General features: G+C 67.6%; 30 protein-coding genes. 15 read left to right on the forward strand and 15 right to left on the reverse strand.

All coding sequences use genetic code 11. The features are described 5' to 3' along the window. Positions 1-312 precede the first annotated feature (312 nt). Positions 313-864, forward strand: coding sequence for an OmpA family protein (locus AC0L6G_RS15500; RefSeq protein ID WP_291538959.1), 552 nt, complete (start codon positions 313-315; stop codon positions 862-864). Between the two features lie 59 nt (positions 865-923). Here the strand turns inward: AC0L6G_RS15500 and AC0L6G_RS15505 are convergent, their stop codons facing one another. Continuing rightward, entirely contained in the window at positions 924-1,634 is a 711-nt protein-coding gene (locus tag AC0L6G_RS15505; RefSeq protein WP_293828680.1) for an NAD-dependent deacylase, read from the reverse strand. Between the two features lie 63 nt (positions 1,635-1,697). Here AC0L6G_RS15505 and AC0L6G_RS15510 point away from each other — a divergent pair, with 63 nt between their 5' ends. From AC0L6G_RS15510 to AC0L6G_RS15535, 6 genes are all read left to right on the forward strand, one after another. After that, on the forward strand, positions 1,698-2,804 hold the full coding sequence (locus tag AC0L6G_RS15510) for an S-(hydroxymethyl)glutathione dehydrogenase/class III alcohol dehydrogenase (RefSeq protein ID WP_293828681.1): 1,107 nt from the start codon (positions 1,698-1,700) through the stop codon (positions 2,802-2,804). 142 nt (positions 2,805-2,946) lie between these two features. Beyond that, positions 2,947-3,249, forward strand: a complete 303-nt coding sequence (locus AC0L6G_RS15515) for a VOC family protein (protein ID WP_473252598.1) — start codon at positions 2,947-2,949, stop codon at positions 3,247-3,249. Positions 3,250-3,287: 38 nt separating this feature from the next. After that, positions 3,288-3,515, forward strand: coding sequence for a FitA-like ribbon-helix-helix domain-containing protein (locus AC0L6G_RS15520; protein WP_291538969.1), 228 nt, complete (start codon positions 3,288-3,290; stop codon positions 3,513-3,515). Next, positions 3,512-3,925: a type II toxin-antitoxin system VapC family toxin gene (locus AC0L6G_RS15525; protein ID WP_293828684.1), complete on the forward strand. Its 414-nt coding sequence runs from the start codon at positions 3,512-3,514 to the stop codon at positions 3,923-3,925. Before AC0L6G_RS15520 ends, AC0L6G_RS15525 begins: the two co-directional genes overlap by 4 nt. Next, positions 3,922-4,761 carry an S-formylglutathione hydrolase gene (fghA, locus tag AC0L6G_RS15530; protein WP_293828686.1) on the forward strand — a complete coding sequence of 280 codons (840 nt, stop codon included), beginning with the start codon at positions 3,922-3,924 and terminating at the stop codon, positions 4,759-4,761. Before AC0L6G_RS15525 ends, fghA begins: the two co-directional genes overlap by 4 nt. A gap of 26 nt (positions 4,762-4,787) precedes the next feature. After that, on the forward strand, positions 4,788-5,015 hold the full coding sequence (locus AC0L6G_RS15535; RefSeq protein WP_293828688.1) for a hypothetical protein: 228 nt from the start codon (positions 4,788-4,790) through the stop codon (positions 5,013-5,015). Between the two features lie 10 nt (positions 5,016-5,025). On the opposite strand, the gene AC0L6G_RS15540 is transcribed toward AC0L6G_RS15535, so the two are convergent. Continuing rightward, a complete protein-coding gene (locus AC0L6G_RS15540; RefSeq protein WP_293828690.1) occupies positions 5,026-5,316 on the reverse strand; it encodes a hypothetical protein in 291 nt (96 codons plus the stop codon). A 149-nt stretch (positions 5,317-5,465) separates the two neighbouring features. Between AC0L6G_RS15540 and AC0L6G_RS15545 the strand changes: the two genes are divergently transcribed. Both AC0L6G_RS15545 and AC0L6G_RS15550 read left to right on the forward strand, forming a co-directional pair. Further along, positions 5,466-6,077: a superoxide dismutase gene (locus tag AC0L6G_RS15545; RefSeq protein WP_291538978.1), complete on the forward strand. Its 612-nt coding sequence runs from the start codon at positions 5,466-5,468 to the stop codon at positions 6,075-6,077. Positions 6,078-6,166: 89 nt separating this feature from the next. After that, entirely contained in the window at positions 6,167-7,111 is a 945-nt protein-coding gene (locus AC0L6G_RS15550) for an MBL fold metallo-hydrolase (protein ID WP_473252599.1), read from the forward strand. A gap of 3 nt (positions 7,112-7,114) precedes the next feature. Here the strand turns inward: AC0L6G_RS15550 and AC0L6G_RS15555 are convergent, their stop codons facing one another. Continuing rightward, the gene (locus AC0L6G_RS15555) at positions 7,115-7,336 is read right to left on the reverse strand and encodes a hypothetical protein (protein WP_291538983.1); all 222 of its coding nucleotides are present in this window, start codon (positions 7,334-7,336) and stop codon (positions 7,115-7,117) included. 256 nt (positions 7,337-7,592) lie between these two features. Here AC0L6G_RS15555 and rpsD point away from each other — a divergent pair, with 256 nt between their 5' ends. From rpsD to AC0L6G_RS15570, 3 genes are all read left to right on the forward strand, one after another. Next, on the forward strand, positions 7,593-8,210 hold the full coding sequence (gene rpsD, locus AC0L6G_RS15560; RefSeq protein WP_293828411.1) for a 30S ribosomal protein S4: 618 nt from the start codon (positions 7,593-7,595) through the stop codon (positions 8,208-8,210). 133 nt (positions 8,211-8,343) lie between these two features. Then, positions 8,344-8,724 (forward strand): hypothetical protein, encoded by a 381-nt coding sequence (locus AC0L6G_RS15565; RefSeq protein ID WP_291538985.1) that lies wholly within the window; start codon positions 8,344-8,346, stop codon positions 8,722-8,724. A gap of 93 nt (positions 8,725-8,817) precedes the next feature. Further along, positions 8,818-11,181, forward strand: coding sequence for a bifunctional diguanylate cyclase/phosphodiesterase (locus AC0L6G_RS15570; protein WP_293828413.1), 2,364 nt, complete (start codon positions 8,818-8,820; stop codon positions 11,179-11,181). A 4-nt stretch (positions 11,182-11,185) separates the two neighbouring features. Here AC0L6G_RS15570 and AC0L6G_RS15575 read toward each other — a convergent pair whose 3' ends face one another. Then, on the reverse strand, positions 11,186-12,301 hold the full coding sequence (locus AC0L6G_RS15575) for an NADH:flavin oxidoreductase/NADH oxidase (RefSeq protein WP_293828415.1): 1,116 nt from the start codon (positions 12,299-12,301) through the stop codon (positions 11,186-11,188). A 269-nt stretch (positions 12,302-12,570) separates the two neighbouring features. Between AC0L6G_RS15575 and AC0L6G_RS15580 the strand changes: the two genes are divergently transcribed. Then, the gene (locus tag AC0L6G_RS15580) at positions 12,571-12,954 is read left to right on the forward strand and encodes a hypothetical protein (RefSeq protein WP_291538992.1); all 384 of its coding nucleotides are present in this window, start codon (positions 12,571-12,573) and stop codon (positions 12,952-12,954) included. Here the strand turns inward: AC0L6G_RS15580 and AC0L6G_RS15585 are convergent. The 8 genes from AC0L6G_RS15585 to map form a co-directional block, all read right to left on the reverse strand. Further along, positions 12,938-13,378: an acyl-CoA thioesterase gene (locus tag AC0L6G_RS15585; protein WP_293828417.1), complete on the reverse strand. Its 441-nt coding sequence runs from the start codon at positions 13,376-13,378 to the stop codon at positions 12,938-12,940. The genes AC0L6G_RS15580 and AC0L6G_RS15585 overlap by 17 nt on opposite strands. Next, positions 13,378-13,743 (reverse strand): Grx4 family monothiol glutaredoxin, encoded by a 366-nt coding sequence (gene grxD, locus AC0L6G_RS15590; protein WP_291538998.1) that lies wholly within the window; start codon positions 13,741-13,743, stop codon positions 13,378-13,380. Before grxD ends, AC0L6G_RS15585 begins: the two co-directional genes overlap by 1 nt. An 81-nt stretch (positions 13,744-13,824) precedes the next feature. Further along, positions 13,825-14,712, reverse strand: coding sequence for an aldo/keto reductase (locus AC0L6G_RS15595; protein WP_293828418.1), 888 nt, complete (start codon positions 14,710-14,712; stop codon positions 13,825-13,827). Beyond that, entirely contained in the window at positions 14,712-14,960 is a 249-nt protein-coding gene (locus AC0L6G_RS15600) for a BolA family protein (protein WP_291539002.1), read from the reverse strand. Before AC0L6G_RS15600 ends, AC0L6G_RS15595 begins: the two co-directional genes overlap by 1 nt. Before the next feature lie 54 nt (positions 14,961-15,014). Beyond that, positions 15,015-15,539, reverse strand: coding sequence for a GNAT family N-acetyltransferase (locus tag AC0L6G_RS15605; protein WP_291539004.1), 525 nt, complete (start codon positions 15,537-15,539; stop codon positions 15,015-15,017). Further along, on the reverse strand, positions 15,536-16,273 hold the full coding sequence (gene radC / locus AC0L6G_RS15610; protein WP_473252600.1) for a RadC family protein: 738 nt from the start codon (positions 16,271-16,273) through the stop codon (positions 15,536-15,538). The genes AC0L6G_RS15605 and radC overlap by 4 nt, the downstream gene beginning before the upstream one ends. A gap of 69 nt (positions 16,274-16,342) precedes the next feature. Next, the gene (locus AC0L6G_RS15615; protein WP_293827390.1) at positions 16,343-17,059 is read right to left on the reverse strand and encodes a hypothetical protein; all 717 of its coding nucleotides are present in this window, start codon (positions 17,057-17,059) and stop codon (positions 16,343-16,345) included. 22 nt (positions 17,060-17,081) lie between these two features. Continuing rightward, complete coding sequence (gene map, locus AC0L6G_RS15620; RefSeq protein ID WP_473253264.1) at positions 17,082-17,900, reverse strand: type I methionyl aminopeptidase; 819 nt, start codon at positions 17,898-17,900, stop codon at positions 17,082-17,084. Between the two features lie 389 nt (positions 17,901-18,289). Between map and AC0L6G_RS15625 the strand changes: the two genes are divergently transcribed. Then, positions 18,290-19,633 (forward strand): OmpP1/FadL family transporter, encoded by a 1,344-nt coding sequence (locus AC0L6G_RS15625; protein ID WP_473252601.1) that lies wholly within the window; start codon positions 18,290-18,292, stop codon positions 19,631-19,633. An 86-nt stretch (positions 19,634-19,719) separates the two neighbouring features. On the opposite strand, the gene AC0L6G_RS15630 is transcribed toward AC0L6G_RS15625, so the two are convergent. Further along, on the reverse strand, positions 19,720-21,177 hold the full coding sequence (locus tag AC0L6G_RS15630) for a DEAD/DEAH box helicase (RefSeq protein WP_473253266.1): 1,458 nt from the start codon (positions 21,175-21,177) through the stop codon (positions 19,720-19,722). Positions 21,178-21,473: 296 nt separating this feature from the next. Continuing rightward, complete coding sequence (locus AC0L6G_RS15635) at positions 21,474-22,037, reverse strand: hypothetical protein (RefSeq protein WP_473252602.1); 564 nt, start codon at positions 22,035-22,037, stop codon at positions 21,474-21,476. A 202-nt stretch (positions 22,038-22,239) separates the two neighbouring features. On the opposite strand from AC0L6G_RS15635, the gene AC0L6G_RS15640 reads away from it, so the two are divergent. Further along, positions 22,240-22,998 carry a hypothetical protein gene (locus tag AC0L6G_RS15640; RefSeq protein WP_473252603.1) on the forward strand — a complete coding sequence of 253 codons (759 nt, stop codon included), beginning with the start codon at positions 22,240-22,242 and terminating at the stop codon, positions 22,996-22,998. Between the two features lie 87 nt (positions 22,999-23,085). Here AC0L6G_RS15640 and AC0L6G_RS15645 read toward each other — a convergent pair whose 3' ends face one another. Beyond that, positions 23,086-23,436: an endonuclease domain-containing protein gene (locus AC0L6G_RS15645; RefSeq protein WP_473253268.1), complete on the reverse strand. Its 351-nt coding sequence runs from the start codon at positions 23,434-23,436 to the stop codon at positions 23,086-23,088. Positions 23,437-23,499 lie beyond the last annotated feature (63 nt).

A 23,499-nucleotide genomic window follows, 5' to 3' on the forward strand; every position in this document is an offset into this window, starting at 1 on the left:
AAATCACGACGGCCCGTTGAAAACATCCAGGCGCGTCAGGAAAGAGGCGTATCGGAAAGACAACCGGAGAACGTCTCGGATTTCGTCGAGATCAGGCGGGCCGCCCTCCGGCCCAGGCGTCGGCGGACCAACGCCGCATCTCGCCCGGCGGTTCCAAGACCTGACGAAAATCCGCGGATTCGGCGATTTCCCCTATGGTCAAGCTGACATCTTCCCGCCCAACACGCGCCATTACTCCGCCTTTCAGCCTGCGCCATTTTCATCCGGCGCATGAAACTGGGCGTGGCGCCCCCGGCTAGAAGGAGACAGAACTTGAGCAGATCGAAACTCAGGACGGCGGTCGTCGGCGGCGCCCTCATCGCCCTCGGCCTGGCGGCCAGCGGCTGCGCCAGCCATCGTTTTGTGCGCGATCAGGTCCAAGTCGTCGACAACCGCGTGACCGGCGTCGAAGGCACGGCGGCTCAGGCTCTGCAGCGGGCCAACGACGCCCACAAGCTGGCCGAGGGCAAGTTCCTCTATCAGGTCGTGCTGTCCGACGATTCCGTGAAATTCCCCACGGACGCGGCGGCCCTGTCGCCCGAGGCCGAGCAACGCCTGGCCCAGTTCGCCCAGCGCCTGCGAAGCGAGAACCGCAACGTCTATCTGGAAATCCAGGGCTATACCGACTCGACCGGCACGCCCCAGCACAACGACGAGCTGGGCCAGCAGCGGGCCGAGGCCGTGCGTCGCTTCCTGAACCGCCAGGGCGTCGCCCTGAACCGGATGGCGACCATCTCCTACGGCCAGGAACAGCCGGTGGCCTCGAACGACACGCCCGAAGGCCGGTCCCAGAACCGCCGCGTGACCATCGTCGTCCTGGCCTGATCGCCACGACGTCGAAGGCTGGAACGGCGGCCGCTTCGCAGCGGCCGCCGTTTTCGTGACTACAGCGTATCGAAGAACGCCGGCACGGCTTCGGTCGCCGGCCCATACGCGCCTTCGTCGAACAGGCGCGCGCCCGACGTCGGCTGCAGATTGATCTCCACCGTCCGCGCCCCCGAATGGCGCGCCGCCTGGACGAACCCCGCCGCCGGATAGACCGCGCCCGACGTGCCGATCGACACGAACAGATCGCAGGCCGCCAGAGCCCTCTGGATCCGCTCCATCTGCAGCGGCGTCTCCCCGAACCAGACGATGTGCGGCCGCATGACGCCGTCTGGGTGGTGGGGCGACGGCTGATCCGCTGTCATGTCGCCCGCCCAGCCCGTCACCACGCCCGACCGGGTGCAGCGCGCCTTCAGCAACTCGCCGTGCATGTGGATCAGTTCGAAGCCGGCGGCCGGCGGCGTCTCTTCATGCGCCCGGTCGTGCAGATCGTCGACGTTCTGCGTCACCAGCAGGAAACCGCCCGCCCACCGCGCCGCCAGCTCGGCCAGAGCCCGGTGCGCGGCGTTGGGTTGGACCTCGGCCAACTGCCGCCGCCGCTGATTGTAGAAGTCCTGAACCAGGGCCGGATCGGCCGCATAGCCCTCCGGCGTCGCCACATCCTCGACGCGGCGCCCGCACCAAAGCCCGTCCGACGCCCGAAACGTCGGCACGCCGCTCTCGGCCGATATGCCGGCGCCGGTCAGGACGACGAGGTTTCTGTGTGACATGACGGCTTCATACCATCCTGCGCCTGCCCTAGAAGGGGATGGAATCGTTCAGGAGCCCCCGCCATGAAAACCCGCGCCGCCGTCGCTTTCGAGGCCAAGAAGCCGCTGGAGATCGTCGAGGTCGATCTGGACGGGCCGCGCGCCGGCGAGGTGCTGATCGAGATCAAGGCCACCGGCGTCTGCCACACCGACGCCTATACGCTGGACGGCCTGGACAGCGAGGGCCTCTTCCCCTCGATCCTGGGGCACGAGGGCGCGGGCGTGGTGGTCGAGGTCGGGCCGGGCGTGACCTCGGTCGCGGTCGGCGATCACGTCATCCCGCTGTACACGCCGGAATGCCGCCAATGTAAGTCGTGCCTGTCGCGCAAGACCAACCTGTGCACCGCCATTCGCGGCACCCAGGGCAAGGGCGTCATGCCTGACGGCACCAGCCGCTTCAGCTACAAGGGTCAGGCCATCGCCCACTATATGGGCTGCTCCACCTTCTCGAACTTCACCGTCCTGCCCGAGATCGCGGTGGCCAGGATCAGGAAGGACGCGCCGTTCGACAAGGCCTGCTACGTCGGCTGCGGCGTGACCACGGGCGTCGGCGCCGTGGTCAACACGGCCAAGGTGGAGCCGGGCGCCAACTGCGTCGTCTTCGGCCTGGGCGGCATCGGCCTGAACGTCATCCAGGGGCTGAAGATGGTCGGCGCCGACATGATCGTCGGCGTGGACATCAATGGCGACAAGGAGGAGTGGGGCCGCCGCTTCGGCATGACCCATTTCGTCAACCCCAAGGGCGTGTCGGACGTGGTGGCCCATCTGGTCGAGCTGACCGGCGGCGGCGCGGACTACACCTTCGACTGCACCGGCAACACCGTCGTCATGCGCCAGGCGCTGGAGGCCTGCCACCGCGGCTGGGGCGAGAGCGTGGTCATCGGCGTGGCCGAATCCGGCAAGGAGATCGCCACCCGCCCGTTCCAGCTGGTCACGGGCCGCGTCTGGCGCGGCTCGGCCTTCGGCGGCGCGCGCGGCCGTACCGACACGCCCAAGATCGTCGACTGGTACATGGACGGCAAGATCGAGATCGACCCGATGATCACCCACACCTTCGGCCTGGAAGACATCAACCAGGCCTTCGACCTGATGCACGCGGGCGAAAGCATCCGTTCGGTTGTAGTGTTCTAACGGTTCGTTGCCAAAGAAAACTGACATGGCTATCGTGTCCGCCTCACAAGGAGGATGGCCATGTTCACCCACGTCGTCGTCGGCGCCAACGATATCGAGGCGTCGCGCAAATTCTGATGATGCGGCTCTGGGTGCGCTGGGCGTGGAGCCTGCTTCGGGACCTGATCCTCTAGGGCGATATTGGTGGCGCACCCGCCTGGGCGCCTTCGCCGTCGGCGCGCCCATCGACGGCGAACCCGCCTGCCACGCCAACGGCGGCACAATCGGCTTTCACGCCAAGACGCCCGAAATGGTCCAGGCCTTCCACGACGCCGGCGTCGCCGCCGGCGGCCGCGCCATCGAAGACCCGCCGGGCGAGCGCCAGGGTCCGTTCGGCCCCATGATCCTGGCCTATCTGCGCGACCCCTCGGGCAACAAGATCTGCGCCATGCATCGGGCGGGATAGTCTATTGGTCTAATGATAGCGCTGTGCTATCATTCGGCATGGCCCAGGTTCTCGTCCGTGATCTCGACGACCGAATCGTCGCCCGTCTCAAGGTGATGGCGAAGGCGCAGAACATTTCCCTGGAGCAGAAGTTCAGGGACATGGCGGCGCGCGAGGTTCAACTCGCCGAGGAGCGGTTCGAGCGGGCGGCCGCGCGTATCCGCGAGAGTACGCGCGGCGTGGTCCTGGATACGACGGCGATGATCCGCGAAGATCGGGATCGATGACCATCGCCGTCTTCGACGCCAGCGTTGCGGTCAAATGGCTGGTTACGGACGATCGTCTGGCTCCGCCGGCCTTGGCCGCACGCGAACGTTATGAGGCGTCTGCGCCTCGTCTGATCCAGACCGAGGTGGCCAATGCCCTGTGGAAATATGTGCGGCTTGGGGCTGTGCCGCTGGACGCCGCTGTGGAGGGCGTGGCCGTCCTCGAAGATGTGATGGACCTCGTCCCCGATGAACGCTTGCTTGAGCGGGCGCAAAGGCTTTCGGGTGGAATCGACCACCCTGTTTACGACTGCCTCTATCTTGTCTTGGCGCGTGGCGGCGATGCGCCCTTGGTGACGGCTGATCGACGCCTGGCCGAAAAGAGCCGCGAGATTGGCGTCGAGACCCTTCTGATCGGCAAGAATACATGACCCTTCAAACCACCAAGACCCACGTCGTCCACGGCGGAACCCTGCGCTATCTGAAGCACGACAGCGCCGTGACCGGCACGCCCATGACCCTGTCGGTGTTTACGCCGCCCGGAGAGGGGCCGTTTCCCGTGCTGATCTGGCTGTCGGGCCTGACCTGCACCGAGGACAATTTCACCACCAAGGCCGGCGCCTACCGGGCCGCCGCCGAGCATGGCCTCGTCGTCGCAGCGCCCGACACCTCGCCGCGCGGAGAAGGCGTCGCCGACGATCCCGCCTATGATCTCGGCCAGGGCGCCGGCTTCTATGTCGATGCGACGGAACAGCCCTGGGCGCCGCATTTCCGCATGGAATCCTATGTCGCGGACGAGTTGATCGCCCTGATCGACGCGGCGTTCCCGACCACCGGCGCCCGCGCCGTCTCGGGCCATTCGATGGGCGGACACGGCGCCCTGACCCTGGCGCTGCGCCACCCCGATCTGTTCAAGTCCGTCTCCGCCTTCGCCCCGATCGGTTCGCCGACCCGCTGTCCGTGGGGCGAAAAGGCGTTCGCCGCCTATCTTGGCCCGGACCGGGCCGCATGGGCCGAACACGACGCCGCGCTGCTGCTGGCCTCGGGCGCCGCGCGCGGCGTGTATGACGACATCCTGATCGACCAGGGCGACGCCGACAGCTTCCTGACCGACCAGTTGAAGCCTGAACTGTTGCAGGCCGCCGCCGACGCCGCAGGCCAGACGATCACCCTGCGGATGCAGCCCGGCTACGACCACTCCTATTTCTTCATGGCCAGCTTCATCGCCGACCACATCGCCTTTCACGCCGAACGTTTGAAGACCTGAGCCCTCAGCGGTGCTACAGGGCCGGCATGAGCGCTTCCGATCCCTACGAACCGATGTTTTCCGCCCTGTGCCGCGAGGTGGGCTTTTGTCTGCATGAAAAGGGTCAGAAGCGGGTGGTCGAGGCCCTGCCCAAGGGGCTGGACGCCGCCGTGCGCGCCGTCTTCGCGGCCGAGGGCGTGGACGAGCCCAATGCGCCGGGCGATGTGAAGCGGGCCGTTCGCGATTGCCTGAAGGCGAACTTGCCAGCCGCCTAACTTGATCTTGTCAGGGCGTCGGCACGATCTCGGTGGCGGTGCCCGACGGCGTCGTGACAGTGCGGATCGTCACGGTCGCCTTGCCAGTCTCCTCGACGGTCGTCGTCGTTGAAGACCAAACCGTATGACTGACGCGGCAGGTCTTGCCGCCATAGTTGTCCGCGCCGATCGCAGGATCTTGGGTGCAGGTCGGCGTTTGACTCGCCATATCCGCCGCCGCGTTGTCCAGCGCCTTTAAGCCAGCGCAACCGCTTGCTGAAACGGCCAGCGCCAGCATGGCGATAAATCCGATACGCGACATGACAGCCTCCGATTGACGGTTGGACAATCGCGCGCGTTGTGGGCCAATGCAAATGGCCAAGCTGAACAAAAACGCGATGAAATCGCTTGGGTCAGACGCCATAGCCCCTAAATGGGGTTCAGGAACAAACCCGTCTTCAGGAGACTGACATGGCCTTCACCCTGCCCCCGCTGCCCTACGCCTATGACGCGCTGGAGCCGGCCATCGACAAGGAGACGATGACCTTCCACCACGACAAGCATCACCAGACCTATGTCGACAATCTGAACAAGGCCATCGACGCCGACCCCTCGCTGCAGGGCAAGTCGCTTGAAGACCTCTTCGCCGACATCTCCAAGGCGCCCAAGGCCGTGCGCAACAACGGCGGCGGCCACTGGAACCACAGCCTGTTCTGGGAGCTGCTGGCCCCCGCCGACCAGGCCGGCGAGCCCTCGGCCGAACTGCTGGCCGCCATCGACAGCGACCTGGGCGGGCTGGACAAGTTCAAGGCCGACTTCGACGCCGCCGGCGCCGGTCAGTTCGGCTCGGGCTGGGCCTGGCTGATCCTTCAGGACGGCAAGCTGAAGGTCACTTCGACCCCGAACCAGGACAATCCGCTGATGGACGTGGCCGACGAGAAGGGCGCCGTCCTCCTGGCCGCCGACGTCTGGGAGCACGCCTATTATCTGAAGTACCAGAACCGCCGGGTCGATTACCTGAAGGCCTTCTGGTCGGTGGTGAACTGGAACAAGGTCAACGAACTCTACGCCGCCGCCAAATAAGGCCGGGTCGAGATCGAGAGAGACACCGCGCCCGCCGGAACCTCCGGCGGGCGTTTTCGATTCCACTGCTGCAAAACGGAGACGATCAGATGCGGATGACGATGACCGGCGCGGCCCTGGCCAGCCTGGCGCTTGCGGCCTGCCAGCCGGCGGAACAGCGGAAATCGGGCGAACCGGCCCCGCCCAACCCGACCCAGACGGTCGCCGCCCCGGCCGAGAAGCCGGTCTATCGCTTCAAGATCGGCGCCCTGGACGCCATCGCCCTGTTCGACGGACAGAACCCCGTGCCGAACGACAACAAGGTGTTCGGCGTCGGCCTGACGCCCCAGGCGGTCGCGGCCCCCCTGACCGCCGCCGGCCAGCCCGCCGATCCGATCATGCTGGAGATCCATCCGCTGCTGGTTCGCAACGGCGACCGGACGATGCTGTTCGACACCGGCCTGGGCGGGGGCGAGGGCCAGCTGATGCAGAGCCTCCGGGCCGCCGGGGTCGATCCGGCCGCCGTCACCGACGTGCTGATCTCGCACGGCCATCCCGATCATATCGGCGGCCTGGTCGCCAACGGGCGCCTGGCCTTCCCCAACGCCGCCATTCGGATGTCCCAGGCCGAGTGGGCCTCCATCCGCGCCAAGCCCGAAATGGCCGATCTGGTGCGGATCGCGACGCCCAAGGTCCAGGCCTTCCAGCCGGGCGGAGAGGTCGCGCCAGGCGTGACGGCCCAGGACACCGCCGGCCACACGCCGGGCCATGTCGCCTATCTGATCGCGGACGGCCAGAACCAGCTGCTCTACACCGGCGACCTGATGCACCACTGGATCCTGTCGGTCGAACATCCCGACTGGCGCGTCGGCTACGACGACCATCAGGCGGCCGGCGAGAAGGCGCGGCTGGACGAGGTGACGGCGTTGCGCAACTCGGGCGCCCACATCTACGCCTACCATTTCCCCTTCCCGGGCCTGGGCAAGATTCAGACGCGCGAGGGCCGGGCCATGTTCATCTCGGAAGCCCAATCCACGCGGTCCGCCGCGAACTAGGGATCAGACGCGCAGGTCCACGCCGGGCGGCAGGCGATCCTGCATCCGTTCGGCGTGGCGCCGACGAACGCTGCGACGCTGGCGCAGCATTTCGTGGATGCCGTCGGCCAGCTCCAGCAGCTGGCCGTCGGTCAGCGGTTCGACCAGATCGACCAGCCGGCGCTTCAGCGTCTCGAAGCCCTGGTCGGACAGGCCGGTCTGAAAGCTTTTGTCTTCGCGATGCATTCCACTCCTCCTTGTCCAGATGCCAGGGGTTGGTTGTGTCGATTGAAAGAAGGACGCGGCGCGGCCTTCGTTCCATCCCATCGTGCTTAACGGGCCGCGCGCCTTGACTCCGGCGTCGCGTCTGGCCATAAGCGCCGCCTTCCACGCCTGACGGTCCGCCGGCCGGGCGCGGCATGACGGAAGATGCGTGGACCGCCGTTGAGATCGCATTCCCAATCCAGGGGATGCCGGGCCGCATCGTCGAAAAGAGAACAGAATGTCCAAGCGCCACAGCGCCAAGTACAAGATCGACCGGGCCATGGGTGAAAACCTGTGGGGCCGCGCCAAGTCGCCGGTCAACAAGCGCTCCTACGGTCCCGGCCAGCACGGCCAGCGCCGCAAGTCCAAGGTTTCCGACTTCGGCCTGCAGCTCAAGGCCAAGCAGAAGCTGAAGGGCTATTACGGCAACATCACCGAAAAGCAGTTCGCCAAGACCTATGACGAGGCCGCCCGCCGCAAGGGCAACACCTCGGAAAACCTGATCGGCCTGTTGGAATCGCGTCTGGACGCCATCGTCTACCGCGCCAAGTTCGTGCCCACCGTCTGGGCCGCCCGCCAGTTCGTCAGCCACGGCCACGTGCTGGTCAACGGCAAGAAGGTCGACATCGCCTCCTATCGCGTGAAGCCGGACGACGTCGTCACCGTGAAGGAAAAGTCGCGCAACATGGCCCTGGTGCTGGAAGCCCAGCAGTCGTCGGAACGCGACGTGCCGGACTATCTGGAACTGTCGGATCGTTCGTTCTCGGTCCGCTACGTCCGCGTGCCGGAACTGACGGACGTTCCGTACGCCGTGAAGATGGAACCGAACCTGGTCGTCGAATACTACGCTTCGTAATCGGCTTCTTGAAAGCCGGTTGGAAGGGCCCTGGACATGTCCGGGGCCCTTTCGTCTTTCACCCTGTTCCCTTCGCCGGCGAACAGGGGCACTCTCGGTCCAACAGGGCTTGGAGATCTGGGGAGGTCGTCGGTTGAACGGCTCCATCGTCGAACGTTTCGCCATCGTCGCCCTGGCTTGCGCCGCGGCCCTGTCCGGCTGCGCCACGTCCGAGCCGACCGTCTCCACGCGCGGCATGCCGGGCCAGCTGGAATCGATCCACGCCGCGACCTTCACCAACAACGAGGCCATCTTCTGGGTCTCATCGAACGGCTGCACCAAGAAGGACGACCTGATCCCCATCGTCAGTCTTCAGAACGGCCAGGCGGTCATCACCCTGCGCCGCATCGACGAGGACAAATGCCGCCAGGACCTGGAGCAGGGCGTGGAGCTGAAGTGGTCGTTCCAGGAACTGGGCCTGACGCCCGGCGCGCCGGTCAGCGTCAACAACCCCTACCAACTGCCGCGATCCTGAGCGCCTAGGGTTTCGTTAAGCCTGTTAGGGCGCGTCTGGTTAAAGTTCGTCAGCTATCCGACCAGGCTGTTTCCTTCCGGTTTTGTGGCCTTCATGCGTTTCTTCACCTGCCTGACCGACGACCATAACCTCTGGCTGGTCGGGCTCGCCGCCGTCCTCTGCCTTATCGGCTCCGTCATCACCTTCAGGCTGTTTCGCCGCCTTGGCGCGGCCGAAAAGGGTACGCGCCTGGCTTGGTCCTTCATGGGCGCCGTGGCCACGGGGGCGACGATCTGGTGCACCCATTTTGTGGCCATGATCGCCTATCAGCCGGGAACGGATATCAGCTACGAACCCCTGCTGACGGGCCTCTCCCTGGGCGTCGCCATGGCCGGCAGCGGCCTGGCCCTGTGGGCCGCTTCGCGGGCTATGCGGTGGTCCGCCGAGCTGGGCGGCGTCCTGTTCGGCCTGACGGTGGTGGCGATGCACTACACCGGCATGGCCGGATTCGCGACCGATGCGGTCATCCATTGGTCGCCGGCTTATGTCGCGGCCTCCATCGTCGGCGCCGTCGTCTTCGGCGGCCTGGCCTTCAACCGGGCCCGTCGCTCCGGCAAGGCTGCGCCGGTCGTCCTGATGGTTCTGGGCATCGTGGCGCTGCATTTCACCGGCATGGCCGCCATGACGGTGATCCCCCTGGGGAGCGCGGCCGATCACGTCGGCGCCGACAGCGCCAATGTCGTCCTGGCCTTCGCGGTCGCCGCCGTCGGCCTGATGATGCTGGGCACCGGCGTCGCCACCTATGTCCTGGACATGCAGTTCCGCATCCAGGCCAAGGCCCGTCTGGAGCATCTGCTGGAAAGCAGCGTCGACGGCATGGTGGTCGAACAGGATGGGGTTATCCTGGCCGCCAACGCGGCCTTCGCCGATCTGGTCGGGGTCGAGCACGGCGCACTGGTGGGCGAACCCCTGGCCCGCTGGATGACGGACGCCGCCCATCTTCAAGTCGGCTCCCTGCTGCAATCGCGGCTGACCGGCCTGGGGGGGCTGGAGATTCCGGTCGAGATCGCCGTGCGCCGCGACGGCGGCGGCGTGGTCCAGACCGATCTGATGATCTACGCCGTGCGCGACCTGCGCACCCGTTTGGCCCAGGAACGCCGCATCGCCCATCTGGCGCGCAACGACAGCCTGACGGGCCTGCCCAATCGGTCGTCCTTCCTGGAATGGCTGACGCGCCAGACCGCCGCTCCGCTGGGCGAAGCCAAGGTCGCCTTGCTGGCGATGGACCTGGATCGGTTCAAGGAGGTCAACGACGTTCACGGCCACGCCGCCGGCGACCAGTTGCTGATCCATATCGCCGAGCGGATGCGCGCCGTTCTGAGGCCTGGCGAGTTCGTGGCCCGGCTGGGCGGGGACGAATTCGTCGCCGTCGTCACGGTGGACGAACGCGAGGGCGCCCTTGGCCTGGTGGATCGTCTGCGGTCCGCCGTCACGGCCCCGGTCACGCTGGAGCATGCCGAGGTTTCGTGCGGCCTCAGCGTCGGGGTCGCCGTCTGGCCCGACGACGCCGACAATGTCTCGGCCCTGATCAACGATGCGGATCTGGCCATGTACCGGGCCAAGAGTTCGCTGGCCACAGACGTCTGCTTCTACGAGGAGGAGATGGACGAGGCGGTGCGCAACCGCCGTCGCATGGCCCAGCAGATGCGCGAGGCCCTGGAGCAGGGTCAGTTCAGCCTGAACTGGCAGATCCAGGCGGCCGTCGATACCGGCGTCATCACCGGCTACGAGGTTCTGCTGCGCTGGATCCAGCCGGACGGGACCTTCATCTCGCCGGCCGACTTCATTCCCCTGGCCGAGGAGAACGGCCTGATTCTGCCGATCGGGGAGTGGGTCCTGCGCTCCGCCTGCGCCGAGGCCGCCGGCTGGGCCGAGCCGTACAAGATCGCGGTCAATCTGTCGCCGGTCCAACTGGGCCACGTCGACCTGCCGCGCCTGGTGCACCAGGTCCTGGTCGAGACCGGCCTGCCGCCCTCGCGGCTGGAGCTGGAGATCACCGAGACGGCCATGATCACCGACATGGATCGCACGACCCATGTGCTGCGTCAGCTGAAGCTGCTGGGCGTCTCCATCGCGATGGACGACTTCGGCACCGGCTATTCCTCGCTGTCGACCCTGCGGGCCTTTCCGTTCGATAAGATCAAGTTGGACCGCTCCTTCATGTCCGAGCTGGACGGCGGGCCGGAATCCGCCGCCATCATCCGCGCCGTCCTGGCCCTGGGCGAAAGCCTGCACATCCCGGTCCTGGCCGAGGGGGTGGAGACGCTGGACCAACTCAGTTTCCTGCGCGATCAGGGCTGCGACGAAGTCCAGGGCTATTTGCTGGGCCGCCCTCAGAGGACGGCGGACGCCGAAATCCAGCCCGCCGCCCGCATCCTGTGGGACGCCGACCCGGCGAAGCTCGCGGCCGCCGCCTGACGGATCAAGCGCGGCGCTGGGCGCCGCGACCGTATCCCGGCCAGGTCGACTTGCCGGCGCGTGCGTACTGGGGCGGCAGATCTTCGGCCTCGCCCAGGGCCGCGGCGGCGTGGTGCGCCCAGTGCGGGTCGTCCAGCGCCGCCCGGGCGATGGCGACCAGGTCGGCCTGGCCCGACGCCACGATGTCCTCGGCCTGCCGGGGGTCGAAGATCATGCCCACGGCCATCACGGTCGCGTCTGGAACCGCCGCCTTCACGGCCGCGGCGAAGGCCAGCTGATACCCCGGCTGGTCGCCCGGAATCTCGGCGCGCGCGACATTGCCGCCCGACGTCAGGTGCAGATAGTCGTAGCCCAGCTGGTGCAGCGCCTGGCCGAAGGCCGTCACATCCTCCAGCGCCACCCCGCCCTCGACCCAGTCCGAGCCGTTGAACCGTGCGCCGAGCGCCTTCTCCCGCGGCCAGGCGTCGCGCAGGGCCTTGGCGACCCGCAGCGGAAACCGCGCCCGGTTCTCGGCCGTGCCGCCATAGGCGTCGGTCCGCCGGTTCGAGAGCGGCGACAGGAACTCGCTCAGCAGATAGCCGTGGGCGGCGTGCAGCTCCACCAGGTCGAAGCCGGCCCGGTCGGCGCGCCGCGCCGCGTCCTCGAACGCGCGCGCCACCCGGTCCATGTCGGCTTCGGTCATCTCGGTCGGCGTGTGCCAGTCGGCCTTGAACGGCAGGGCCGAGGGGGCGAAAGTCTCCCAGGCGCCTTCGTCGCCGCCCAGCGCGCGCCCGCCCTTCCATGGCGCGCTGGTCGAGGCCTTGCGTCCCGCATGACCCAGCTGAACGCCGATCGGCGTGTCGCTATAGGTGCGGATGTCGCGGATGATCGCGGCGAAGGCGGCTTCCTGGGCGTCGTTCCACAGGCCGGTGTCGTCAGGCGTGATCCGGCCCGCCGCCTCGACCCCGGTCGCCTCCACGATCACGGCGGCCGCGCCCGAGATGGCCAGGCGGCCCAGATGCTGGACGTGCCAGGGTCGGGGAACGCCCTCGACGGCCGAATACTGGCACATGGGGGCGATCACCACCCGGTTCTTCAACGTCAGCGGCCCCACGGTCAGGGGGGAGAACAACAGGCTCATGACAGGCGTCCGGCGTGGGGGAAGGAGCCCATCACCTATGGCTGGAACAAAGGGGTTCAACCCCGGCCTTTCCGATTGTTCATCCAGCTTGCCGATTATTCACGTGTGCCGGGCCGGGCGGCTTGGCACAAAGGGTCAAGCTTTCAATGGGGAACACCAATGCTTCGTCTTGCTCTCGCCATCGCCATCGCCGCGCCCCTGCTGTCGGGCTGCATCATCGTCTCGACCGAGAAGCCGACCACGCGCGTCGTCACCGCCCCGGCGGGCCAATGATGCGCGGCCTGGTCAAGGGATTGGCGGCGGCGGCCCTGGCCGCGCCGCTGCTGTCCGCCTGCGTCATCTACGACAGCGAGGCGGGCGAGAACGTTTCGGTCGCCGTCACCCGCAACGACGCCCCGCCGGCCGAGGCCATCCGCGAGGCCCGCTTCGCCGACGGCGCCCTGGTGGTGCGCGTCGATTCCAACGGCTGCACCCAGGCCTCGGACTTCGAGGTGGCGGTGGCGGACAACACCCCCGCCGAGATCACCCTGCGCCGCACCAAGGCGGACCTGTGCAAGGCCCTGGTCCCCGACGGGGTGGAACTGCGCTGGACCTACGGCGACCTGGGGCTGGAGCCGGGCGCGCCCGCCCGCATCCTCAATCCGCTGAAATAGGCACCTCGAACACGCCCAGCATCTCGGGCGGAATGCGCTGGGGCCTCAGGGTCCCGGCGTCGACCAGCACCCATTCGGTGACGCCCTGGGCGCAGACGCGGCCCTCGGCGTCCTCGATGCGGACATAGCGGTTGAAGCGCGGCCCCTGCGGCTCTCCGACCCAGGTCCGGGCGACGACGCCTTGAGCCCCCGGCGCGATGCCGCGCAGATAGTCGATCTCGTGCCGGGTCGCGACCCAGGACCATTTCGCCCGCGCCGCCGCGTCGAACCGCGCGTTCCAGTGGGCTGTGCCTGCGTCCTGCAGCCAGCCGACATAGACGACGTTGTTGACGTGACCGTTGGCGTCGATGTGCTCGGGCCGCACCTCCAGCGGCAGGACGAAGACCTCGCGGTCCTCGCGCGGGGTCAGGGTCTTGCGCGCCATCAGGCCTCGCCCGCACTCCCGCCGTCCAGCGGCACGCCCTTTTCGGCCATCAGGGCCTGAAGCTCGCCGGCCTGGAACATCTCGCGGATGATGTCCGAGCCGCCGACGAATTCGCCCTTCACATAGAGCTGGGGAATGGTGGGCCAGTCGGTGAAGCGCTTGATGCCTTCGCGCAGGGCCTCGTCCTGCAACACGTCCACGCCCACGAAGGGCGCGCCGACATGGTCCAGGATCTGCACCGCCAGGGACGAGAAGCCGCAGCGCGGCTGGTCGGGCGTGCCCTTCATGAACAGCACCACGTCGTGCTGGGCGACGGTGTCGCCGATGAAGGCGTGGACGGGATCGGCTTGAGCGGTGTCGGTCACGGGAAGGGCCTTTCGTGAAGCCCGTCAGCTAGGGAGCGCGAGGCGCGCGGTCAAGGCGTGCGCGACGATCGGCCGTCCTGGTCAGGCGGCGTTGGCCGTCACGCGGGCCATCTCGATCTGGGCGGCCAGACCTGGCGGCATGTCCCGCTCGGGCGCGGCGGCCAGCACCGCCAGCCGGTCCGCGCCGGTCGGCGTCACGATCACGCTGGACACCGACGGATCGGTCAGGACGTAGGACAGGCAGATGGCCTCGGCCGTCCAGTTGGGCGTGCGATACAGGAAGCCGAAGGCGTCCTTCTTGGGCGTGTCGGGGGGGCGCTTGCCGCCGCCCAGGCCGAAAAGCCCCTTCTTGAACACCGGGGCGTCGGGCGCGCGCGTGCGCCGGTCGATGTAGAAGTCGTAGGCGAAGACGGCCATGTCCTGCTCGCGCGCCGAGCGGATGCGGTTGCGGATCGGCCAGCCGGCGTTGATGTCGAACGGCGTCAACAGGGCGTCGAACGCGCCGGTGGAGACATAGGCGTCCATCACCGGCCCGCCGCCGGCGATGCCCAGCAGGCGGATGCGCCCGGTCTTCCTCAGCGCCTTCAGCGCCGCCAGCGACGCCTGCGCCAGCTCCGTCTCGCCCGGCTCGTGCAGCACGGCCATGTCGATCCAGCCCAGGCCGGAAAAGTGCAGCACCCGGTCGATGGCGGCGGTCATCCCTTCGGCGGAGAAGTCGCGCGCCTCGCCGGTCCCCAGGGTGACGCTGACATAGACCAGCTTGCGGTCCACGTGCGACAGGGCCTCGCCCAGCACCTCGGCGGCCACCGGATCGGCGGTCTCCAGCCGATAGCTGTTGATCCCCGCCTCCAGCGCCGAATACAGCAGGTCCAGCCCCGCCTCGCGCCCGCGCGCCAGCGCCTCCGCCCCGAAACTGAGCGTCAGGTTCGAGATCGCGGAGCCGGAGACGCCGAACGGGCGATAGCGCATCAGCCTTGCCCCGCCTCGGACGGCGCGGAGGTCTCCAGAGCCAGGGCGTGCAGTTCGCCGCCCATCTTTCCCTTCAGCGCCGCATAGACCAGCTGGTGCTGGCGCACGCGCGCCAGGCCGGCGAAGGCGCTCGACACGATGCGCGCGCGATAGTGGTCGCCGTCGCCGGCCAGATCCTCGATGGCGATCTCGGCGCCGGGAAAGGCGTCGGCCAGATGCTGGCGCAGCGTTTCGACGGACATGGGCATGGCGGACTCTCGCAACCTTCGCCGCCAGACTGCCCTATAAACCTTAATGGCAGGCTACGCCGCGCGCGGCCGTTCGAACAGCTGCACGGCCTCGTCCCGGTATCGCGCCTGCGCATAGGGGCGATAGCCGACCCGTTCGGCCAGCCGGATCGAGGCGAGGTTCCGCGGCGCGATCATGCACACGGTTCGCGCGGCCGGCAGACGGGCGTCGGCCCAGGCCAGGGCGGCCGTCACCGCCTCGGCGGCGATCCCCCGGTTCTGGAAGGCGGGCGCCAGGCCCCAGCCCAGTTCGGGATCGGTCAGGGGCGGATCGATCAGCCGCCGGTGATCCAGGATCGACACATTGCCCGCATAGGCGCCGCCGTCGGCCAGGCGGATCGTCCAGCCGCCGTATCCCGCCACGCTCCACTGGCCCAGGTCGCGCAGCAGCCGGAACCAGACCTCCTCGCTTGTCATGGCGCGGCCGGTGATGTGCCGGGTGAAGGCTTCGTCGGCCCAAAGCCCGGCCAGATCGTCGAAGTCCGTCACGGCCACGGGCGTCAGCACCAGCCGCCCGGTGGTCAGAATGGCGTCGTTCACATCAGTCCCAGCTGCTTCAGGCTGGCCACCCCGTCGCGGCCGACGACCAGATGATCGTGCACCTCGACATTAAGGGCGCGCCCGGCCTGCACAACCTGTTTCGTCATCTCCACGTCGGCGCGGCTGGGGGTCGGGTCGCCCGAGGGGTGGTTGTGCACCAGGATCAGGGCGCTGGCCGACAGCTCCAGCGCGCGCCGCACCACCTCGCGCGGATAGACCGGCGCATGGTCGACCGTGCCCCGGTTCTGCACCTCGTCCAGGATCAGCTGGTTCTTCTTGTCCAGGTAAAGCACCCGGAACTGCTCGCGCGGCTCGTGCTGCAAGGCGACGCGCACATAGGCCAAGAGCGCCGTCCAGGACGAGATCACCGGCCGTTTCGCCGTCGGCTCGCGCGCGATCCGCCGCGTCACGTCGAAGATCAGCTGAAGGTCCAGCGCCACCGCCCGCGTCGCCTTTCCGGCGACATAGCCCAGCGACCGCGCGACCTGATCCTCGACGGCTTCATGGCTGGCCGCTCCGATCCCTTCCAGCCCGCCGAACCGCGCCAAAAGATCCTTGGCCAGCGGCTTGGTGTCCTTGTACGGCACGCTGCGGAAAAGCAGCAGCTCCAGCAGCTCGTAGTCGGGCAGGGCGCCCAACCCCCCCTTCGCCGCCCGTTCGCGCAGCCGCTCGCGATGGCCGCTGTGGCGCGGCTTGGGCTTGTCCCCGACTTCGGACGTCTTGTCGTCAAGCATGATCCCTCCCGCTCAACGCAACCTGTGCGGAATTAGAAGGATGATCAAGGGTGTGCCGCCATGTCCGAGCTAGAACGCCGGAGGTGGCGATACGGCGCTTAGGCTGGTCCGCCGTGACAGGCCATATCGGTATGTAATGTCCCAACCATGAGGGGCAGCCTGAGATGGAGCTAGCCTGAAGGACAGACATTTCGCTTCGCCCACGCAAGGCGTCGCCGACACGATCCGACTGGGCGAAAGAAAATCTGTCGATGGATCCGATACGCGATCTCTCTCCCGCAGGGCTTGCACAGCGTCTCGATAGGCGCGCAGCATGTCTGCAGCGACGTCGGATGATGACGCTGCAAATCCAAGGGGTGCGCCTGTCTCTTGGCGACAGCCGCCGCCTGCATCAGCGGTGCGATAGAGGACTTGGCGATACCCGCTGAATACGTTGACCAACGGCTTGCCTTGAACCGATTGGTCCGTCCCGATGAAGCTGTTTGATGCTGTTTCGCATACGTTTTTCGCGCGCGCTTGCGGTATTTCGACAAGCTCGATCACGACATTGCCTAACGGCGCTGATGACGAAACGGACCCCGTCTCGATGTCATCAGCGCGTTCAGGCGCGAGCCAAAGCGCCAGATCTCTAGTGGAATAAGACGAAAGCTGAGCGGCGGGCCTCTCCTCCGACGGGATCGGAATCTGGCTGTAGCCGGTATTCAGTTGAACCAGCGTTCCGGCCTGGTCGAGCTTTGGCGCGCAACTGGCGAAGAGAAGAAACAGCGGGATCGCAGCCTGTTTCATGCAAACCCCCATCCGCCGCCCGTCAGTTCGGCCTAAACAGACCCGCCGGCGACGCCGTGAAGATTTCCAGACCGTCTTCCGTCACGCCGATGCTGTGTTCGCACTGGGCCGACAGGGACTTGTCGCGGGTCACGGCGGTCCAGCCGTCGGACAGCACCTTCACCTGCGGCTTGCCCAGGTTCACCATCGGCTCGACGGTGAAGAACATTCCCGGCGTCAGCACCGCGCCCTCGCCGCGACGGCCGTAGTGCAGGACGTTGGGGCTGTCGTGGAACACCCGGCCGATGCCGTGGCCGCAGAAGTCGCGCACCACGCTCATGCGCTGGGCCTCGACGAACTTCTGGATGGCGTAACCGATGTCGCCGAACGTATTGCCGGGCTTGACCTGCTCCAGCCCGATCTCCAGCGACTGGTAGGTCACGTCGATCAGCTTTCTGGCCCGGGCATTGATCTCGCCCACCGCATACATGCGGCTGGAATCGCCGTGCCAGCCGTCGACGATGACGGTGTGGTCGATGTTGACGATGTCGCCGTCCTTCAGCACCCGGTCGCCGGGAATGCCGTGGCAGACGACGTGGTTTATCGAGGTGCAGACCGTCTTCTCGTAGCCCTTGTAGCCCAGGCAGGCGGGCAGGCCGCCGTTGTCCAGGGTGAACTCGCGCACCAGGTCGTCGATCGCGCCGGTCGTCACGCCCGGCTTCACATGGGCGGCGATCATGTCCAGGGCCTCGGCGACCAGGCGGCCGGCCTTGCGCATCCCCTCGAAATCCTCGGGCGCGTGGATGCGGATGGCGCTGGATCGGACCAGGACGTCGGTTTCCAATTCGGGCGTTTCGTACATGGGGACTTCCATGGGGGCTTCGATCAGGCTTGGGGCATGGCGAAATGCCGGCGCGCGATGCAGATGGCCCTTATATCACGGATGCACAAGGCGATCTTGGGGCGGCGCGGGCAGGCATGGAAATCCGCCCGTCGGCTTTCCGGCGCGGTTTCCGCCGCGTAAGTCCGTGATTGGCGACGGCTTCTTGCCGTTAGGGAACCTCGCGCGGGTGTGATCTTGTGCAGCTTTCGTGACACAGTTTCGCCCGGATCGAGGCGGAGAGCGGCCATGTGCGCAACGCTTTCTCGCCGAAAGCGCTGCGCCAGCGTCTCTCCCCGACACCCCACCGCCGCGTTTGATGGCGGGGGCTTACTTAGGAATGGCATATGACTCCCAGGAATTTCGCTCGCATGGGCGGCCTTGCGCTGTCCACGGCTCTGCTGGCCGGCGTCGCCGCGCCCGCCATGGCCGGCTCCTTCTACGTCCAGGAACAATCGACCCGCGGCCAGGGCCGCGCCAACGCCGGCGTCGGCGCCGACAAGGGCGTCCAGTCGCTGTGGTGGAACCCCGCCGCCATCGCCGGGACCCAGCGCGAAGTCTATACGGGCCTGCACGGCCTGCTGCTGGATTCCGACGTCGACAATCGCGGCTCCACGCTTGGCTACAATCTGCCTGCGCCGACCCCGCCGTTCCCGGCCGGCACGATCCTCAGCGGCTCCACCGTTGTAGCTGGCGACCCGCACGTCCATGACGTGGTCGAAAGCGGCATCGTGCCTAACTTCGCCATCTCCACGCCGATCGGCGACCGCTTCAACGTCGGCCTGGCCGTCCAGGCGCCGTACAACTTCACCACCAAATACGAGCAGCCCGACTTCGCCCGTTACGACGCCCTGACGTCCGAGCTGCGCTCGGCCAACGTCAGCCTGGTCGTCGCCGCCAAGGTTACGGACTGGCTGGACGTCGGCGCCGGCTTCGACGCCCAGTACGCCAAGGCGACCCTGTCCTCGGCCCTGCCGAACCTGCCGACCGTCGCCGGCGTCGCGCCCCTGGTGCTGATCCCGTCGGCCACGGACGGCCGCAACCAGCTGGAAGGCGATGGCTGGGATTACGGATGGAACGCCGGCGCCCAGATGCACTTCGGCAAACTGGACCTGGGTCTGTCGTACCGCTCCAAGATCGAGCATGAGCTTGAGGGCACGGTGAACATCTCGGGCCTGACCGGCGCTCTGGCTGCGGCCAATGTGTCGGCCGACGGCGTCGCCAGCTTCAACACCCCCTGGTACGCCACCGTTTCGGCCCGCTACGCCGTCAACGACCGCCTGACCCTGAACGCCCAGGTCAACCAGATCGGATGGAGCGAGTTCGACGCCATCCGCGTGACCTATGGCCCGAACGGTCGTTCGACCATCGTCCAGGACTATGACGACGTCACCACCGGAGCGATCGGCTTCGACTACAAGATCGATCCGTCCATGACCTTCCGCGCCGGCCTGGGCTACGACCCGACCCCGACTTCGGACGATCACCGCACCGCCCGCATCCCGGACGGCGACCGCTGGCTCTACGCCGCCGGCCTGTCCAAGACGATGGGTTCGATGACCTTCGACGGCGCCGTGACCTACATCGACATCGACACGGCGACGATCAACGACACGCGCGACGTCTATGGCAACGGCCTGGTCATCTCGAACCTGCGCGGCGAGGCCAAGGGCTCCGGCGTCGGCTTCTCGCTGGGCGCGACCTGGAACTTCTAAGGTCTGCATACGCCTGACATGAGAACGGCGGCGCCCTCGCAGGCGCCGCCGTTTTTTTGTTCCTCCATCGCGGGGGAGGACTTAGATCAGCCCTTGGCGGCGCCGTAGCCCTTGCCGCCGTTCGAGGGGCGGCGGCGGGGGCGGCGCTTCATCTCGCCTTCCGGGCGAGGTTCGCGCGGCGTGGTCTTTTCGCCGGCCATGGGGTTGTAGGTCTTTTCGGGACGCGCCGCCGCCGCCTCTCCGCCGGGGCGGTTGCGGCGCTGGCGGTGCGGCTGGCCGCCGCCTTCCGGGCGCACGCCGTCGCGGTGTGGAACCCGACGACCGCGACCCCCGCGACCGCCGTCGTTGCGCTCGCCGCCCTCGCGTTCCGGCAGGGTCGCCTTCTTGGCCACGCCGGCGGCCATGATGGAGGCGTCCAGCGCCGCCAGCTGCTTATCGTTGCGGCGATCCGCGGCCGGGATCTTCTGGCGCGTGACCTTTTCGATGTCGCGCAGCAGCTTCATCTCGTCGCCGGCGACGAAGCTGACGGCCGTGCCGTCCTTGCCCGCCCGCGCGGTGCGGCCGATGCGGTGGACATAGCTTTCCGGCACGTGCGGCAGTTCGAAGTTCACGACGTGCGAGACGCCGTCCACGTCGATGCCGCGCGCGGCGATGTCGGTGGCGACCAGCACCCGCAGCTTGCCCTTCTTGAAGGCTTCCAGCGTGCGTTCGCGCTGGGGCTGGGACTTGTTGCCGTGGATGGCCCCGGCCTCGACGCCGCCCGTCTCCAGGTAGGCCGCGACCTTGTCGGCGCCGTGCTTGGTCTTGGTGAAGACCAGGCAGCGCTTGTATTCCGGGTCGCTGAACATCTCGGTCAGCAGGGCGCGCTTCTTGCCCTGTTCGATATAGACGACCGACTGGGCGATTCGCTGGACGGTGGTCGATTGCGGCGTGACCTGGACCTTGACCGGGTCCTTCAGCAGTTCGCCCGCCAGTTTGCCGATCTCGGTCGGCATGGTGGCCGAGAAGAACAGGTTCTGGCGGCGCGCCGGCATCCGGCTGACGATCTGGCGGATCGGCTTGATGAAGCCCAGGTCCAGCATCTGGTCGGCCTCGTCCAGCACGAAGATCTCGGTCGACGACAGGTCCAGCGTCTTCTGCTGGATGTGGTCCAGCAGGCGGCCCGGCGCGGCGACCAGGATGTCCAGACCCTGTTGCAGGGCCCGCTCCTGGGCGCCGTATTTCACGCCGCCGAAGATGACCGCGACCCGGAAGCCCAGATGGGCGCCATAGGCCTTGAAGCTGTCGCCGATCTGGGTCGCCAGCTCGCGCGTGGGGCTCAGGATCAGGGCGCGGGTGGTGCGGGGCGCGGGCGGGGTGCGGTTCTCGGCCAGCCGGTGCAGGATCGGCAGGGCGAAGGCGGCGGTCTTGCCGGTGCCGGTCTGGGCGATGCCCAGCAGGTCCTTGCCCAGCATGACGTCGGGGATGGCCTTTTCCTGGATCGGCGTCGGCTTCACATAGCCGGTCGAGGCCAGGGCCTGCAGCAGGGCCTTGTTCAGGCCCATGGAATCGAAGGTGGTGCTCACAGCAATGTCTTTCGCGTAGCGGCGGATGCGAAAGCGAGCACGGCATGACGCCGTCGGGCCGCGCACCGCCAGTCCCGACGGGGCCTGCGACAGCGGGCCTGCGGGGTGGATCGGGCGCCGCCCCGCGTGTCCGGGCGGCCAATGGATATGAGGAACCGGCGGCTGCTACAGACAGGTCCGAAACGGACCCACACGCGCTGGAGACGCCGGAGATCGCGAATGTGCGACGCCGTGCAAATGGACGCTTATCGCCGATAAGTCAACCGCCGCCGCCGTCAGGGCGCGTATCGGGTCGCCGTCTCGGGCAGTCCGTCGGGCAGGCCGACCGCCGCGCGCCAGTCCTCGGGATGCAGCCGCGCCATCTCCAGATCCAGTTGCGGCAGCGGCTTCAGCCGCCCTTGCGCGTCCCAGAACCGCCCGGCCCACGGCAGGTCCGCCTCCAGCGCCCGCGCCCGGTCCCGCTCCGCCGCCTCCGGCCCCAGATGCGTCGCCCGCCAGTGGTACAGCCACGGAATATGCCAGTTCGGCCCGGCCGTCAGCCGCTCGTCCCGCATCGCCGCCGCCAGACATTCCGCCAGCGCCCGCGCGTCCTCCAGCTGGGCGTAAAAGGCGTCGCGCCGCGCCTGGATGTGACGGTCCCACCCTTCCGCCGGCTCGATCGGCCCCAGCGTCGGCTCGGGCCGTTTCCAGCCCTCCGCCTCGCGCCGCTTCCACAGGGCGTGCACCCCCACGTCATAGCGTTTGGCGACCGAGCGCGCGGTCTCGCCGTCCTCCCACGCCTTGCGAACCTCGGCCCAGACGGCGTCCGGCCGGATCTTGCGATGTATGCCCTGGCTCATGGCCCCGGTCGTAAGCCGGCCTTGCGTCAGGATCGGTCGTCGCCCGCTCCCCGTCGCCCCCGCCGCCCCCGCTGTCGCTGCGGGGCCGAATAGGATGGCTGAGGCGTCCAACCCATCATCTCCACCTATGGAGAATCAAATCTCTAGGTGCGAAATTCGCCGATCGACCGGCCTGGGTCGGCGACGGCCCCATACTGTCGCCATGACAAAACGCACCTACAAGATCCAGCCGCCCGAAGTCTGGGCCCAGGTCCGCCAGGACTATCTGTCGGGCCAGGACGCCAAGACCGTCGCCGCCCGCCACGGCGTCACCGTCGACGCCCTGCGCGCCCGGGCGACCAAACAGGGCTGGTCGCGCCATCCGCGCACCCGGACCCTGTCGCCCCGGGAAGCGGCCGCCCTGGCGCGAGAGACGCTCGCCCCTCCGCCGGACGAGACGGGCGGCCACGACCCCGCCGACCTGGCCCGCGCCGCCGCCCAGGCCTCGGGCCGCGCCCTGCACGCCCAGGACTTCGCCCAGGCCCGCGCCCTGGCGGCCCTGGCCGAGACCTATCGCAAACTGGCCGACCGCGACGGCCCCGGCCGCGCCGCCCGCCTGACGATAAAGACCGCGCCCCTGCAACTGGTCTACGACATCCTGACCAATCCGGGCGAGGCCGAGGACCGCTTCGCCATGAACACCAGCGACAAGAGCGACTGGGAGCTGCGCGGCCAATACTGGCAGGCCAAGCAGAAGCTGGAGCGCGCCGACAACGAATGGGGCCACGCCCAACTGGCCCGCCGCGTCCAGCTGGACCGCCGCATCGCCGCGCTCGAGGACCAAATCCGCGCCGCCGGCCTCGACCCCGTCATCGAACGCGAACAGGACCGCCGCATCTCCCAGGGCCTCGACCTCTACCTGGGGCCCTTGCGCAAGATCGTGTCGATGGAGGAATGGGAGAAGACGCTGGATGAGCTTTAACGCCTGATCCTTCTCCCCTTGCGGGAGAAGGTGGCCGAGCGAAGCGAGGTCGGATGAGGGGGCGCGCAACCGCCAACCGACAGCCCTCTAATCCCCCACCAACCCCTGCCGCGTCGCCGCCACAATCGCCGCCAGCACCTTCTCTCGATGGTTCTCGATCATCTGATTGGGAAACCGCAGCACCCGAAACCCCTGCTCGCGAAACCACGCATCCCGCTCGGCGTCCTCCACCCGATCCTCATGCTGCGGCCCGTCCGCTTCGACGATCAGCCGATGCCTCAGACAGACGAAGTCGGCGATATACCGCCCCATCACCACCTGCCGACGAAACTTCAGCCCCGCCAAGCCCCGATCCCGCAAGATCGCCCACAACCGTCGCTCATACAGAACGGGCTCGCGACGCATCGCCTTGGCGCGAGAATGCAGCCAGTCATCCATGCTTGAGTTGTTTCGCGCATCCGCCTCGATTGCAACCCCACCGCCACGTTCCTTCTCCCCTTG

This window comes from Brevundimonas sp. D3-1P, from assembly GCF_055809335.1.